Genomic DNA, 13,555 nt, shown 5'->3' with positions numbered 1-13,555 from the left:
TTGACCAAGACCAGCCCTGGCCCCGCGGTGAAGGGCACCACCAAAGCCCTCGTGGTTCGGCTCTTCCGCGGCTATATCGGCAAACATTGGCGCAAACTGACGGTGGCGATGATCGCGATGGCCGTCATTGCCGCCACGACGGCGGCCTATGCCCGGATCATGCAGCCGCTGACCGACCTCGTGTTCGTCAACCGCGACGCGACCGGGATGATCGTTGTACCGCTCGCCTTCCTCGCCATCGCGGTGACCAAGGGCGTCGCGACCTATATCCAAACGTACCTCCTGGGCGTGTTCGGCCAGCGCATCATCGCCGATGTCCAGAACGCGTTGTTCGCCCATATCATCCGCGCCGATATTGCCTTCTTCCACTCGACTGCGACCGGCGGGCTGATCTCGAACTTCCTCAACGACGCCAACCTGCTGCGCGAAGCGCTCAACAAGGCCCTGGCCGGCATTGCCAAGGATTCCCTCACGCTGGTGTTTCTCGTGGGCGTGCTGTTCTGGACCGACTGGCAACTGGCCTTCATCGCCACGGTGATTTTCCCGCTCGCGATCCTGCCGATCCGCACCCTCGGCAAGCGTATGCGCAAGGCATCGACGCAAAACCAGGAACGCACCGGCGCATTCAGCGCGTTGCTGGGTGAGACCTTCGCCGGCGCCCGCCACATTAAGGCCTATGGCATGGAGGCGCACGAAACCGAACGCGCCCGCCAATCCAACGAGCATCGCTTAGCCGCCATGTTCAAGGTGATCCGGGCGCGGGCCGCGGCCACACCGGCGATCGAAATCCTGGGCGGCCTCGCCGCCGCCGCCGTGGTGTTCTACGCCGCGGGCTTCGGCGAGGTGCAGAACCGGATGACCGCGGGCGAATTCTTCACCTTCATCACCGCGCTCGGCCTCGCCTACCAGCCGCTGCGCTCAATCGCCAACCTAAACACCGCCCTGCAAGAGGGCCTTGCCGCGGCTCAGCGCATCTTCGCGATGCTCGACACCGAACCCGCCATCCAGAACGCCGCAGACGCCAAGCCTTTGGAGATCACCGGCGGCATGATCCAATTCGAGAATGTCAGCCACGCCTATAGCGACGGCGCGCCCGCCCTGCGCGGAATCAGTTTCTCCGTGCCCGCGGGCGAAACCGTCGCGATCGTCGGGCCGTCGGGGGCCGGCAAATCGACCGCGCTCAATTTGATCCCGCGCTTCTACGACGCCGAGGGCGGCAGCGTTACCATCGACGGCCAGGACGTCAAAGGCGTGACGCAGGAATCGCTGCGCGCGGCCATCGGTTTCGTCAGTCAGGAATCGACCCTGTTCAACGACACCGTCCGCGCCAATATCGCCTACGGTCGCCCCGGCGCCGCCGACGACGAAATTGTCGCGGCCGCCAAGGCTGCCGCCGCACACGAGTTCGTCACCGACCTGCCGCAGGGCTACGACTCGGTCGTCGGCGAATCCGGCCTCAAACTGTCGGGCGGTCAGCGCCAGCGCATCGCCATCGCCCGCGCGGTATTGAAGGACGCGCCGATCCTACTCCTCGACGAGGCCACCTCGGCGCTCGACAGCGATTCCGAACGCCAGGTGCAGGACGCGCTGAAACGCCTCAGCACCGGGCGCACCACGCTCGTGGTCGCCCACCGACTCTCGACCGTCATCGACGCCGACCGCATCGTCGTCCTCGACGGCGGCGAAATCGTCGACGCCGGCACCCATGCCGAACTGCTCGCCCGCGGTGGGCTCTACGCCAAGCTCTACACGCTGCAGGGCCAACCCGATGCGGGCGCCGCGCCGGCCCGCGTGCAGGCCTAGGCCCGCGCCGCGACGTGCTCAAACGCCTGACCCGCAAACCGGCGGTCCGAACCTTCCTCGTATGGCTTGGGGCGGTTTACATCCTGTCCGTGCGCCACACCACCCGGTGGCGCGTCGAGGGCGATGACGCCGCCGCCGGTCTGTGGGCAGCGGGCAAACCCTTCATCCTCGCCTTCTGGCACGGCCGGTTGTTGCTGATGACGGTCTACTGGCAACGCAAGGTGCCGATGAACATGCTGATCTCCCAAAGCGCCGACGGCGAATTGATCGCCCGCACCATCGGCCGCATCGGCATCTCGGCAATTCGCGGATCCTCCAAACGCGGCGGCGCGCTCGCGGTACGCAGCATGGTCAAGGTCGCCCGCGCCGGCGAGTGCATCGGCTTCACCCCCGACGGACCGCGCGGCCCACGCATGCACGCCAGCAGCGGGATCATCGACGTCGCCCGGTTATCGGGCCTGCCGATCCTCCCGGTGACGCTCTCGACCCGGCGGCACCGTGTGTTGAATTCCTGGGACCGGTTTTGCGTCCCTCTGCCGTTCTCCCGGGGAATCATCCGCTGGGGAACGCCTCTCGAAGTAGCCCGCGATGCCGACGAGGCGGTGTGCGAGGCCGCGCGCGCCGACCTCGAAGCCAACCTCGTTGCGCTGACCGACGCCGCCGATCGCGCCTGCGGCCGCGACCCCGTCCAACCCGCCGAAGCCCCAGCGGCACAAGCGCCGCTCGACGCCGTGGCCCAATAGATGCGTACCCCCCGCCACTGGTCGCCGGGCCATGTCGTCCTACCCGCCCTGCTCGGCCCGCTCGGTTGGCTCTATGGACTCGCCGGTCAGGCCCGCCGCGCAACCGCCAATCCGGTGCGCGCCCCGGTCCCGGTCATATGCCTGGGCAACATCACCGCGGGCGGCTCCGGTAAGACGCCCGCCACGCTCGCGGTCACCGCTCACCTTAGGGCCCGCGGGCGCACCCCCCATATTCTCACCCGCGGCTACGGCGGCAGCGCCAAGGGACCGCTGCGGGTCGACCCGAACCACACCGCGCGCGAGGTCGGCGACGAGGCGATCTTGCTTGCCCGCGTCGCCCCGACCTGGATCGGCGCCGACCGGGTCGAGACCGCACGTTTTGCCGTCGCCGCCGGGGCCGACGTGCTGGTGATGGACGACGGCTTCCAGAACCCGCACCTGATCCAGGACCTCTCGTTCCTCGTCGTCGATGGCGGGTTCGGGCTCGGCAACGGGCGCTTGATCCCGGCCGGGCCCTTGCGCGAGAGCCCGGCACAGGCGCTCGCCCGTGCCACCGCGGTGATCTACATCGTCGATCCCGGCGGCGATGCCGCCGGACCACCCCCGCCAGGGATCGAACGCGTCCCGGTGTTCCCGGCACGCCTCGAACCGACCCCCGAGGCAGCGCTCTTGTCCGACGGACCCGTCGTCGCCTTCGCCGGCATCGGGCGACCGGCCAAGTTCTTCAACACCTTGCGCGCGATGGGCCTGCGCGTCACCGACACCTACGCCTACCCCGACCACCATGTTTTCGACCCCGAGGAATTAATGATGGTGATCGAGGATGCCGTGGCCGCGGGCGCCAAGGTCGTGACCACCGAAAAAGATGCCGTCCGGTTGCCACCCGAGGCACGCGGCATGGTCGAGGTCCTGCGCGTCGCGCTTCAATTCGACGATCCCCACGCGCTCGACACGCTCTTGTCGCCGATCCTCGATGACTGAGGCCGCCGCACCCGCGCACCCCCACCGGCTACGCCACGCGCTAGAGGCCGCCGGGGTCTATCTCCTGACGCTGCTGTGCCGCGCCCTGCCGCTCGGTGCCGCATCGGGCTTGGGCGGTTCCCTCGCCCGTACGTTTGGCCCCCGCCTTGGCATCACCCAGCGCGCCGCGCGCCATTACGCCCGCGCGTTCCCTGACGCCACGCCCGCCGACGTCACCCAAGCCATGCGCGCGATGTGGGACAATCTCGGACGTACCGTTTTCGAATATCCGAACCTGAACCGGATCGCGTGTTACACCGGGTCGCGTGTGCAGGTCACCGGGGCCGAGCACATCGACGCGCTACGCGACGACGGCCGCGCCGGGATTTTCTTTTCCGGCCACATCGCCAACTGGGAAATCATGCCGCTCGCGGTGGCCCAGCGCGGGTGCGATATTTCCCTCGTCTACCGCGCCGCGAACAACCCGCACGTCGATGCGATGATCCTGCGTGCGCGCGGCGCGATCACCCACACCCATGTGCCCAAGGGCACGCCCGGCGCGCGGCAAATGGTCAAGATCGTCAAGGCTGGCGGCCACCTCGGCATGCTGGTCGATCAAAAACTCAATGCCGGAATCGAACTGCCGTTCTTCGGTCATCCCGCGATGACCGCCCCCGCCATCGCCCAACTCGCGCTCAAATACGATGTGCCGCTCGTCCCCTGCGCGGTGCGGCGCACCGGCGGCGCGCACTTTGCCGTCACGATCCACCCGCCGCTCGCCCTCCCCAACAGCGGCGACCGCGACGCCGACGTGCGCAGCCTCATGACGACGATCAATACATTCCTGGAAGACGCCATCCGCGCCAACCCGCCGCACTGGATGTGGCTCCACCGGAGGTGGAAGGACTAGCGACTAGGTACGGCCACCGATAAGCCCCCAGAAATCGGTGCCGTATTCTTTCCAAATGTCGGAAACCTCATCGCTATCAATGTTTGAATAGGTGAGGAGCAGAAGCGCGCTCTTTACAATTGGTATGCTCCGCGCCAGCGCTTCATCAAAATCGGAATACGTTACCGGACCTATCACCTCACCGGCTTGACGAGCTTTGACCTCAAGTCGAGCTTCTTCAAGTGAGTGCGCCATCACCTTGTCCCGTAGCAGCCGCAACCTCTTGTTGAGATCACTACCCAAGACCGCCTGAACAAGATTGCGAAAGTTATCAAACTCTTCGGAAAACTGCGCATCAACGGAATCGGCCCGTTTCTTCGCATCTTCGCGCAACATCTGTCGAACAATTTCCTCATCTACCGGTCCGCTGATCTTTGCCTTATCAGGACGGGAAAGTTCGAAGTCTTTGCGGATCGCAATTGCCGATTCTCGAAGTGGCCCGTCCGGTGCAAGGCCCCGCAATGTAATAGGAAGCGAGTTAGCGCCGGGCGCGGTATCCCAGAGTCTGTTCAATGCAAGGAGACCAGCGAAAACAAGCTGGTTCTGCACAAGGTTGAGACAGTGTGCACCGTAGGTGTTGTTGAAAAGCCCCAAAACCTTTTCCGTTTCACTTGTTAGGAAGGTTTGGTGGCACGCAATTGCCAAGCGAAGATGATCGTCGAGCGCTTCGGCAAGTCGTTCGGACATCGTCCTGCGTTCAGTCAAGGGATGATCTACTCCATCGGCCCGACGACGGTCTGGGGGTCGATCCGCACGTCGAACCAATTGATGCGCCAGTCGAGATGCGCGCCGGTGACGCGACCAGTTGCGCCGATCGTGCCCAGCGGCGCGCCCTGCGCGACCACATCGCCGACGCGCACCGTCACGGTATCCATGTGCAGGAAGGCCGAGGACACGCCGTGGCCGTGGTCGAGAATGATCGTGCCGCCGGTGTAGTAATGATCGGTCGCGGCCAGCGTCACCCGGCCTGCCGCGGGCGCCACCACCGGGGTCCCGATAGGACCGGCAACATCGACCCCGAAATGCGGCCGCCGCGGTTCGCCGTTCAGAATCCGGCGCGAGCCGTAAACCCCCGAGATCGGCCCCTTAGCCGGCCAAATGAATCCTTGGGCGAACCACGTCTCGGGGAAATCGTTGGCCCGGGCCGCGCCGATCTCGGCATTGTCTTTCTTGATCCGGGCGAGGTCCTCGGCATTTGGCGTCACCTGGCGCGGCGGCAGACCGTCGATGCGCTGCTCCTGATAGGTCCGCTGGGCGATGTCGAGGCGGCGCGTCTCCTCGTGTCCATCGGCAAAGCGCACCCGCAAGGTGACCGCGCCGGCATCGTCGCGGCCGAAACCAAAAACGAAGCGGCCCTCGGGTGACACCCGCAACGCCTGGTCGTCCAAGAACGCCCGGGCCCCCGGGGCGGCAAGCCCGCGCACCAAGCCGCCCTGGATGATCGTGCCGTCCAAGATCAGATCGGCGGCGACGCTCGGCCCAGCAGCGCCGGCCCATAGAGCAAACGCCAACACCGCGCACCGCGACGCCGCGACCACGATCCATCGCTCGACTCGCCGCACCATTACTTCCGCCGCTGGCGCAGTTCTTCGGATCGTTTGAACGAAATTTCGGGGGTCGCGTAGGCTTCCTGCACGTCCCAGTCCCAATAGCGCAAATCGTCGAGCGGGATCTGCACACCGCTCACCGCGCACACGACGTAGCTGCCGGGGACGATGACGTCGAAACTGCCCGAATGGTAGTGAAGTTTGGCCTCGCCGCCGCCCCGGGGTCCGTGCATCAGAACAAATCTCCTTGCCCACCTGTGGGCGGCTTGGCCGGCGACCGCTTGGGTCGCGGCGCCGGCGTTTCTTTCTTGGCCGGCGCGTCGCCGCCGATCGTGGCGCCGACGACGCCGTCGGCGAATTCTATCACGACCGCGGCCCCGGCGCGGGTCTCCGCCGCGCGCTTGATCGGCCCGCGTGCCGCCTGGTCGCGCACCAGCGCAAAGCCGCGCTCCAAAACGTTCTGATAGGAAAGACTGTCGAGCAACCGCGCGGGCGCGTCCAGCGCCTCCCCCGCCGTCTCTATTTGCCGGGACATTTCGCGGGCCAACGCCGCAACGGACCGCCGCACCCGTTCCCCGGCATCGCCCAGCCGGTCGCGCACCAAGCGTCCCTGCAACCGTCCCGCGACATGACCCAGGCGGGTGCGGTGATGGCGCACATCGCCCGCGAGCGCGCGACCCAACCCGCGCGCTGCGACCGCCGTCCGGGTTTGCGCCGCGGCGACCCGGTCGCGCAACACCCCGGCGCGCAGGCCCTGCCGTGCGGTGCGCAACGCGCTCTCGCGCCGCTCCAACCCGCTGCCCAGCGCGCGGTCGAGTCGCTGAGACACCTCGTCGAGCCGCTGCACCGCCAACCCCAGCGTGTCGCGCGGATCGCGCAGGCCGCGCCGCGCCGCGTGCAGTTCGGCCCGCGCCTCGCGCATCCGCCGGTTCAATCCGCCCAGCAGGCGCTGCTGCAAATTGGTGACGTCGTAGATCAGTTCGGCGCGGACCGGCACCGCCATTTCGGCCGCCGCCGTCGGCGTCGGCGCGCGCACGTCGGCGGCATAGTCGATCAACGTCGTATCGGTTTCGTGGCCCACCGCCGAGATCAGCGGAATGACGCTGTCGGCCACCGCCCGCACCACAGCTTCCTCGTTGAAGCACCACAGGTCCTCGATCGAGCCGCCGCCGCGTGCGACGATCAACACGTCGGGCCGCGGCACGCTGCCGGTCCCATCGAGCGCATTGAAGCCGCGAATCGCCGCAGCGATCTTCTCGGCCGCCGTGTCGCCCTGCACCAGTACCGGCCAAATCAGCACGTGGCGGGGGAAGCGGTCGCGCAACCGGTGGAGGATGTCGCGGATCACCGCGCCGGTGGGCGAGGTCACGACACCAACGACCTGCGGCAAATACGGGATCGGTTTCTTGCGCGCGGCATCGAACAGTCCTTCGGCCGCGAGCTTCTTGCGCCGCTCTTCGAGGAGCGCCATCAGCGCGCCGACCCCGGCCGGCGCCACACTGTCGATAATAATTTGGTACTGCGATTTCTTGGCGAAGGTCGTGAGCTTGCCGGTGACCACGACCTCGAGCCCTTCCTTGGGCTGGAAGCGCAATTTCTCCCACGCGCCGCGGAAACAAATCCCCTCCAACACCGCGTCCGAATCCTTCAGTGTCAAATAAGCGTGCCCCGACGCGGCGCGGTAGATGCGCGAAATCTCGCCCTTGACCCGCACCCGCCCGAACGCATCTTCGATGCTGCGCTTGAGGGCGCCGGCGATTTCACCCACCGAATATTCGGGAATGTTCGCGGCGTTGGGAATCTCGGAAGCGTTATCGAGGAGGTCTGTCATGGTGCCGCCGGCATGGTACAAAGGTCGCGCCGAACCACCAAACACTCTCGCGACAATCGACGGACTAGTGCCATGAACATCCTCGTTGTCGGCTCGGGCGGGCGCGAACACGCGCTGTGCTGGGCCATCGCCGCCTCGCCGTTGACCGATACGCTCTACTGCGCCCCCGGTAACGCCGGCATCGCCCAGGTGGCGACCTGTCTCGACGTGGCCGCGGGCGACATCGAAGGCATCGTCGATACCTGTAACACCCATGAGATCGACTTCGTCGTGATCGGCCCGGAGGGACCGTTGGTCGCGGGCCTCGCCGATGCGCTGATCGCCGTCGGCATCAAGGTGTTCGGCCCGACCCGCGCCGCCGCCGCACTCGAAGGCTCCAAGGGCTTCATGAAGGACCTGTGCGCCAAATATGGCATTCCCACCGCTGCCTACGGCCGTTTCACCGACGCGATCGAGGCCAAGGAGTTCATCGCCCGCACCGGCGCGCCGATCGTGATCAAGGCCGACGGCCTCGCCGCCGGTAAGGGCGTCATCGTTGCCGAAACCGTGTCGGCGGCCAACGCGGCGGTCGAGGACATCCTGGGCGGCGCCTTCGGCGACGCGGGCGCGGAAATCGTCGTCGAAGAATTCCTCGACGGCGAGGAGGCCAGCCTGTTTGCGCTCTGCGACGGCGACCATGTCCTGGCACTCGCGGGCGCCCAAGACCACAAACGCGTCGGCGACGGCGACACCGGCCCCAATACCGGCGGCATGGGCGCCTACTCGCCAGCCCCCATCCTCGACGCGGCGATGGCCGAGCGGGTCATGGCCGAAATCGTCCGTCCCACCGTCGCCGCGATGAAGGCCGAGGGCCGGCCCTACCAAGGCGTGTTCTACGCCGGGCTGATGATCGGTTCGGACGGCCCCAAGCTGATCGAATACAACGTCCGCTTCGGCGACCCCGAAACCCAAGTGCTGATGGCGCGGCTGCAATCGGACCTCGTCCCGGCCTTGCTCGCCTGTGCCGACGGCCAACTCGCCCATATCGATTTGCGCTGGAAGGACGAGGCCGCGCTGTGTGTCGTGATGGCCGCCAACGGCTACCCTGGCACCTACGACAAGGGCAGCGTCATCGCCGGACTCGACGCCGCGGGCGCGCTCGACGGCGTCACGGTTTTCCACGCCGGGACCGCCGCCAAGAACGGCGCGACCGTCGCCACCGGCGGTCGGGTGCTGGGTGTCACCGCGCTGGGCAAGGACGTCGCGGACGCACAGGGGAAAGCCTACGCCGCTGTCGACGTGATCGATTGGCCGGGCGGCTTCTGCCGCCGCGACATCGGCTGGCGCGCGATCGCGCACGCGCGTTAGCGGTCCGTCACCCCGGCGGGTCGATACAGCCCAAGGGATCGTAAGGTGACGCCGGCGCCTGCAATTCCCCGGCGGCCTTCCCGTAGCGCGCCGCGCGGGCATCGAGGACGATCTGGCGTCCGCGGGTCATGTCGCCCATCGCCATCAACAATTCGCCGTGGGAAGTCCGCGCATGGAACGTCCGCTCCGCCGTATCGCCGTAGATCTCTTCCGCAACGGCGATCGCCTCCTGCGACAGGCGCTTTACGGATCGCGTATCGCACCTGCCGGCGGCCTCCTGCGCGAGCCATTCCAACACGGGGACTTGCGTGGGATGGTCGTCACCGAGGCGCGCTCGAGCCCGTTCGAGGTGAGCCAAGATATCGGCGTTGACGGCCCTGCGGGCCGCGTCGTCAAGACCGGTATCCGCCTCGGTGCCGTAGGCCAAGAGGTTGGCGCGGACGAAATCGATCCGCCCCAACCTTGGATCGTCTTCCCCGCCCTCCGCCTGCGCAATCTCCGCGCCCTGCGTCAGCAGTTCCTCGGCCGCCGCGATCGCAGCGCCGCGCGTGTCGTGGGCGACCACCCCTGGAACGATGGTAAGAAACGCCATTTCGCTTCGCACCTCGATCACGACCGGATGGGTCCCTAGATCATGCGCCGCGGCAACTGTCGCGGCGCGATCGAGTGGGGCCACAGCGTCAAAGTCCCGCCTTACCCCGACCAGGGCCGCGCCGAGGGCCCCTAGTCCCCGTACCGCCGACACCGGATCGCCCGCGGCAACGAGCTGGTCCGCCGTCGCGCCAAAATCCGACAACACGGCCTGCGCCGCCTCATATTGGCCGTGGCGCACCAGCAAGTGGCCAAGCCACGCCGTCGCCCGGCCCTTGGCAGCCGCCGATAGCTCCTCCTGCTCCTCCAGTCCTTTGCGCAACGTATCGATGACCGTTTGCCGTTCGCGGCGATCCATCGTGACGGCCCCCGACTCCGCCCGCGCAATGGCGTCCTCGAACGACTCGCCGCACGCGGGCAGCCACACCACCGCGAGAAACACCGCCACGTACCGTATTCGCTTGAATGTCATCGCCCCCTCCATCCCAAACCCGCGACGCCACCAAGTGGCCCGCGGTCTTTCTCCAGCCCACCGCGCCGCGGCGATCCGTGCCGCGACAACGCCAACTGCGCGCGCCAACATCGGCACCAAGCAAACAATAACCCGGCACCAAGCCCGGCCCGAAACCCACCACCGACACATCCCGAATTCGGGGACAGAGAACGTGAATTCTCGTAGCCCGCGTATCGCGCTAGACTACGCCCCGTCATGCCCGCCGCACCGTTTTCCTCCCCCCAAATGTCCGGACCGTTGGCTTTGTTTCGGCAAATCCCCCGGAGCCGTCACCGGCAACTATGAAGGGGTATGCAAAGATTTGGGTTCGTTTTGTATCCGTCCCTCCAAGTGGGCCTTTGATTCGTAAGGTTTTTTTGGCTTCGTTTGGCAAAAAAAATGGATGCCGCCCCGGTACGGCACCATGAGCGCCAACCCCGACGTCCTGCCCGCCCACCGCTTCGACGAAAATCGCCTCGAAGAATGGCTCGCCGCCAACCTGCCGGGCTTTGCCGGGCCGATGACGGTGGCCGAATTCAAGGGCGGCCAGTCCAACCCGACCTACCGGCTGACCACGCCGGGGGCGTCCTACGTGCTGCGCCGCAAACCGCCCGGCACGCTTCTGCCCTCGGCCCATGCGGTCGACCGCGAGTACCGCATCATGACGGCGCTCGCCGGGACCGGCGTCCCGGTGCCGCGTACCTATTTGCTGTGCGACGACGAAAGCGTTGTGGGCACGATGTTCTACGTGATGGATTTTCTCGACGGCCGCATCTTCTTCGATCCGCGTCTGCCCGAGATCGGCAGCACGACCGAACGGGCGGCGATGTTCGACGCGATGAACAAGGTAATCGCCGCGCTGCACACGGTGGACTACAACGCGGCCGGTCTGGACGACTTCGGCCGCGCGGGCGGCTATGTCGCGCGCCAAATCGGGCGTTGGTCCAAGCAATACAAGGCGAGCGAAACCGAAACCATCGACGCGATGGAACGCCTGATGGCGTGGTTGCCGGCGCACCTGCCCGAGGACGACGAAACCACGCTCGTGCACGGCGACTACCGTCTCGACAACCTCATCTTCCATCCCACCGAACCGCGCGTCATCGGCGTCCTCGATTGGGAGATCGCCACGTTGGGCCATCCGTTGGCCGACTTCGCTTACCACGTCATGGCGTGGCGGGTATCGCCCGACGAATTCCGCGGCCTGCGCGAGGTCGACATCGCCGCGCTCGGCATCCCGGACGAGGCCGCTTACACCACGGCCTATGCGCAGCGCACCGGCCGCGACGCGCTCCCGGACTGGGAGTTCTACATGGCCTACAACCTGTTTCGCATGGCCGCGATCCTGCAAGGCATCATGGGCCGCGTCCGCGACGGCACCGCCGCCAACCCCGAAGCCGCCCGCATGGGCGCCCTGGTGCGCCCCCTGGCGGAGTTAGCGTGGGCCCAGGCCGCGAAGATCGGGGACTAACTGTTGCTGTACTTCCGCAGCTCGCGCTTGGCGATGCCTTCGGCATGCACCTCGTCGGGGCCGTCGGCCATGCGCAGGCCGCGCGCCCAGGCCCAGGCGTAGGACAGGCCGTAATCCTCTGAGAACCCGCCGGCGCCATGCACCTGCATCGCACGATCCAAAATGGTCTGCGTCATCATCGGCACCGCGACCTTGATCATCGCGATTTCGCTGCGCGCTTCCTTGGCGCCGACTTGATCGATCATCCACGCGGTCTTGAGCACCAGGAGGCGCGCCTGTTCGATCTCGATACGGCTTTGGGCGATTTGTTGGCGGATCGCGCCCTGCTCGGCCAGGGGCTTGCCGAAGGCGACGCGATTGGTGACACGCCGGCACATCGTTTCCAGCGCCCGTTCGGCGACACCGATCTGGCGCATGCAATGGTGGATGCGCCCGGGCCCAAGGCGGCCTTGCGCGATCTCAAAACCGCGGCCCTCGCCCAAGATCAAATTGCTCGCGGGCACCCGCACGTTCTCGAACGTCACCTCGCAATGTCCGTGCGGCGCGTCGTCGAATCCGAACAGCGACAGCTTGCGCACGATGGTCACGCCCGGCGTATCGCGCGGCACCAGGATTTGCGATTGCTGTTGGTGGCGCGCCGCGGTCGGGTCGGTCTTCCCCATTACGATGAAGATCGCGCAGTCCGGGTGGGCCGCGTTGGTGATCCACCATTTGCGCCCGTTGATCACGTAGTCCTTGCCATCGCGCTTGATCGACGTTTCGACATTGGTCGCATCCGACGACGCCACGTCGGGTTCGGTCATGCAAAAGGCCGAGCGAATCTTGCCCTCCAACAGGGGTGTCAGCCATTCCTTCTTTTGCGCCTCATTGGCGTAGTGCCACAGCAATTCCATATTGCCGGTGTCGGGCGCGTTGCAGTTGAACACCTCGGGCGCGAACGGCACCCGGCCCATCACCTCGCACAGCGGCGCGTATTCCAGATTGGTCAGGCCCGCCGCCAACGTGTCGTCCGGCAGGAACAGGTTCCACAGACCGGCCGCCTTGGCCTTCGCCTTCAGTTCCTCCATGACCGGCGGCACCCGCCAGCGTTCCTCCGCCAGCTGCGCCGCATAGACGCTTTCGGCCGGATAGACGTGGGCCTCCATAAAGGCATGCAGCTTGGGCAGCAGTTTCTTGGTTTTTTCCGGATGTTCGACAACCATGGGCACTCTCTTTGTGGGGCGGACCTATTGTTTGTATCAGGAATTGCCGCGCGTCAGGCATTGACGCCCCGCAATTTCGAGGCGTCACCGCCGGCTCTTGAAGAACGCCTTCAGCAGCGCGGCCGACCGCGATTCGTCCAGCCCGCCATAGATCTCAGGCGCGTGGTGGCAGGTGCTTTGGGCAAAAATGCGGGGCCCGTTCTCGACGCCGCCGCCCTTGGGATCGGCCGCCCCATAGTAGAGCCGGCGCAGCCGGGCAAAGCTGATCGCCTGGGCGCACATCGGGCAGGGCTCCAGCGTTACGTAAAGATCGCAGTCGTTGAGCCGTTCGGCGCCGCGCGCCGCGGCGGCGGCGCGTATCACGACCATTTCAGCGTGGGCCGTCGGGTCGTTGTCGGTCCGGGTGCGATTGCCGGCGGCGGCGATCACCGCGCCGCCCGCGTCGACCAGGACCGCACCCACCGGCACCTCGCCCGCCCGGGCCGCGGCTTCCGCTTCCGCCAACGCCTGCGCCATCGGGGTTTCGCCGGGGGTATCCATACAGCCGACCTTGGGCCGGGCGATGGAGAGGGTCAAGCCTTCGGCGTCAATTGCGCCCGCGCGGCCAGCGCCCTAGTC

Annotated in this window: 13 protein-coding genes; 6 read left to right on the top strand and 7 right to left on the bottom strand. The window is 66.6% G+C overall.

Annotated elements, in window-relative coordinates; translation table 11 throughout:
• The 4 genes from RID42_06960 to RID42_06945 are packed head-to-tail and all read left to right on the top strand — an operon-like array spanning position 1 to position 4,416.
• Complete coding sequence (locus RID42_06960) at positions 1-1,803, top strand: ABC transporter ATP-binding protein (protein ID MEQ8247406.1); 1,803 nt, start codon at positions 1-3, stop codon at positions 1,801-1,803.
• Between the two features lie 14 nt (positions 1,804-1,817).
• Complete coding sequence (locus RID42_06955; protein ID MEQ8247405.1) at positions 1,818-2,546, top strand: lysophospholipid acyltransferase family protein; 729 nt, start codon at positions 1,818-1,820, stop codon at positions 2,544-2,546.
• Complete coding sequence (lpxK, locus tag RID42_06950) at positions 2,547-3,527, top strand: tetraacyldisaccharide 4'-kinase (GenBank protein MEQ8247404.1); 981 nt, start codon at positions 2,547-2,549, stop codon at positions 3,525-3,527.
• A complete protein-coding gene (locus RID42_06945) occupies positions 3,520-4,416 on the top strand; it encodes a lauroyl acyltransferase (protein ID MEQ8247403.1) in 897 nt (298 codons plus the stop codon). The genes lpxK and RID42_06945 overlap by 8 nt, the downstream gene beginning before the upstream one ends.
• A gap of 3 nt (positions 4,417-4,419) precedes the next feature.
• Here RID42_06945 and RID42_06940 read toward each other — a convergent pair whose 3' ends face one another.
• From RID42_06940 to xseA, 4 genes are read right to left on the bottom strand one after another with little or no spacing between them, the layout of a single operon-like run.
• On the bottom strand, positions 4,420-5,142 hold the full coding sequence (locus RID42_06940) for a hypothetical protein (GenBank protein ID MEQ8247402.1): 723 nt from the start codon (positions 5,140-5,142) through the stop codon (positions 4,420-4,422).
• 26 nt (positions 5,143-5,168) lie between these two features.
• The gene (locus RID42_06935) at positions 5,169-6,020 is read right to left on the bottom strand and encodes a M23 family metallopeptidase (GenBank protein MEQ8247401.1); all 852 of its coding nucleotides are present in this window, start codon (positions 6,018-6,020) and stop codon (positions 5,169-5,171) included.
• Positions 6,020-6,235 carry a DUF2093 domain-containing protein gene (locus RID42_06930; protein ID MEQ8247400.1) on the bottom strand — a complete coding sequence of 72 codons (216 nt, stop codon included), beginning with the start codon at positions 6,233-6,235 and terminating at the stop codon, positions 6,020-6,022. Before RID42_06930 ends, RID42_06935 begins: the two co-directional genes overlap by 1 nt.
• A complete protein-coding gene (gene xseA / locus RID42_06925; protein ID MEQ8247399.1) occupies positions 6,235-7,833 on the bottom strand; it encodes an exodeoxyribonuclease VII large subunit in 1,599 nt (532 codons plus the stop codon). Before xseA ends, RID42_06930 begins: the two co-directional genes overlap by 1 nt.
• Positions 7,834-7,905: 72 nt before the next feature.
• Here xseA and purD point away from each other — a divergent pair, with 72 nt between their 5' ends.
• Entirely contained in the window at positions 7,906-9,180 is a 1,275-nt protein-coding gene (gene purD, locus RID42_06920) for a phosphoribosylamine--glycine ligase (protein ID MEQ8247398.1), read from the top strand.
• Positions 9,181-9,187: 7 nt separating this feature from the next.
• Here purD and RID42_06915 read toward each other — a convergent pair whose 3' ends face one another.
• Positions 9,188-10,243 (bottom strand): hypothetical protein, encoded by a 1,056-nt coding sequence (locus tag RID42_06915; GenBank protein ID MEQ8247397.1) that lies wholly within the window; start codon positions 10,241-10,243, stop codon positions 9,188-9,190.
• A 445-nt stretch (positions 10,244-10,688) separates the two neighbouring features.
• Between RID42_06915 and RID42_06910 the strand changes: the two genes are divergently transcribed.
• Positions 10,689-11,735, top strand: coding sequence for a phosphotransferase (locus RID42_06910; GenBank protein MEQ8247396.1), 1,047 nt, complete (start codon positions 10,689-10,691; stop codon positions 11,733-11,735).
• On the opposite strand, the gene RID42_06905 is transcribed toward RID42_06910, so the two are convergent.
• Together RID42_06905 and RID42_06900 are read right to left on the bottom strand one after the other, a co-directional pair.
• Positions 11,732-12,937, bottom strand: coding sequence for an acyl-CoA dehydrogenase family protein (locus RID42_06905; protein MEQ8247395.1), 1,206 nt, complete (start codon positions 12,935-12,937; stop codon positions 11,732-11,734). The genes RID42_06910 and RID42_06905 overlap by 4 nt on opposite strands.
• An 84-nt stretch (positions 12,938-13,021) precedes the next feature.
• Entirely contained in the window at positions 13,022-13,477 is a 456-nt protein-coding gene (locus tag RID42_06900; protein ID MEQ8247394.1) for a nucleoside deaminase, read from the bottom strand.
• Between the last annotated feature and the right edge of the window lie 78 nt (positions 13,478-13,555).

It is taken from the genome of Alphaproteobacteria bacterium, assembly GCA_040216735.1.
In the GTDB taxonomy this organism is placed as follows: domain Bacteria; phylum Pseudomonadota; class Alphaproteobacteria; order SHVP01; family SHVP01; genus CALJDF01.
The sequence above is the reverse complement of the archived record's forward strand: the minus strand, read 5'-3'. Positions and strand labels throughout refer to the sequence as shown.

Coding starts and splice junctions, on each gene's coding strand:
- lpxK (MEQ8247404.1), top strand. CDS start 2,547: ATGCGTACCCCCCGCCACTGGTCGCCGGGCCATGTCGTCCTACCCGCC.
- RID42_06945 (MEQ8247403.1), top strand. CDS start 3,520: ATGACTGAGGCCGCCGCACCCGCGCACCCCCACCGGCTACGCCACGCG.
- RID42_06940 (MEQ8247402.1), bottom strand. CDS start 5,142: ATGTCCGAACGACTTGCCGAAGCGCTCGACGATCATCTTCGCTTGGCA.
- RID42_06935 (MEQ8247401.1), bottom strand. CDS start 6,020: ATGGTGCGGCGAGTCGAGCGATGGATCGTGGTCGCGGCGTCGCGGTGC.
- RID42_06930 (MEQ8247400.1), bottom strand. CDS start 6,235: ATGCACGGACCCCGGGGCGGCGGCGAGGCCAAACTTCACTACCATTCG.
- xseA (MEQ8247399.1), bottom strand. CDS start 7,833: ATGACAGACCTCCTCGATAACGCTTCCGAGATTCCCAACGCCGCGAAC.
- purD (MEQ8247398.1), top strand. CDS start 7,906: ATGAACATCCTCGTTGTCGGCTCGGGCGGGCGCGAACACGCGCTGTGC.
- RID42_06915 (MEQ8247397.1), bottom strand. CDS start 10,243: ATGACATTCAAGCGAATACGGTACGTGGCGGTGTTTCTCGCGGTGGTG.
- RID42_06910 (MEQ8247396.1), top strand. CDS start 10,689: ATGAGCGCCAACCCCGACGTCCTGCCCGCCCACCGCTTCGACGAAAAT.
- RID42_06905 (MEQ8247395.1), bottom strand. CDS start 12,937: ATGGTTGTCGAACATCCGGAAAAAACCAAGAAACTGCTGCCCAAGCTG.
- RID42_06900 (MEQ8247394.1), bottom strand. CDS start 13,477: ATGGATACCCCCGGCGAAACCCCGATGGCGCAGGCGTTGGCGGAAGCG.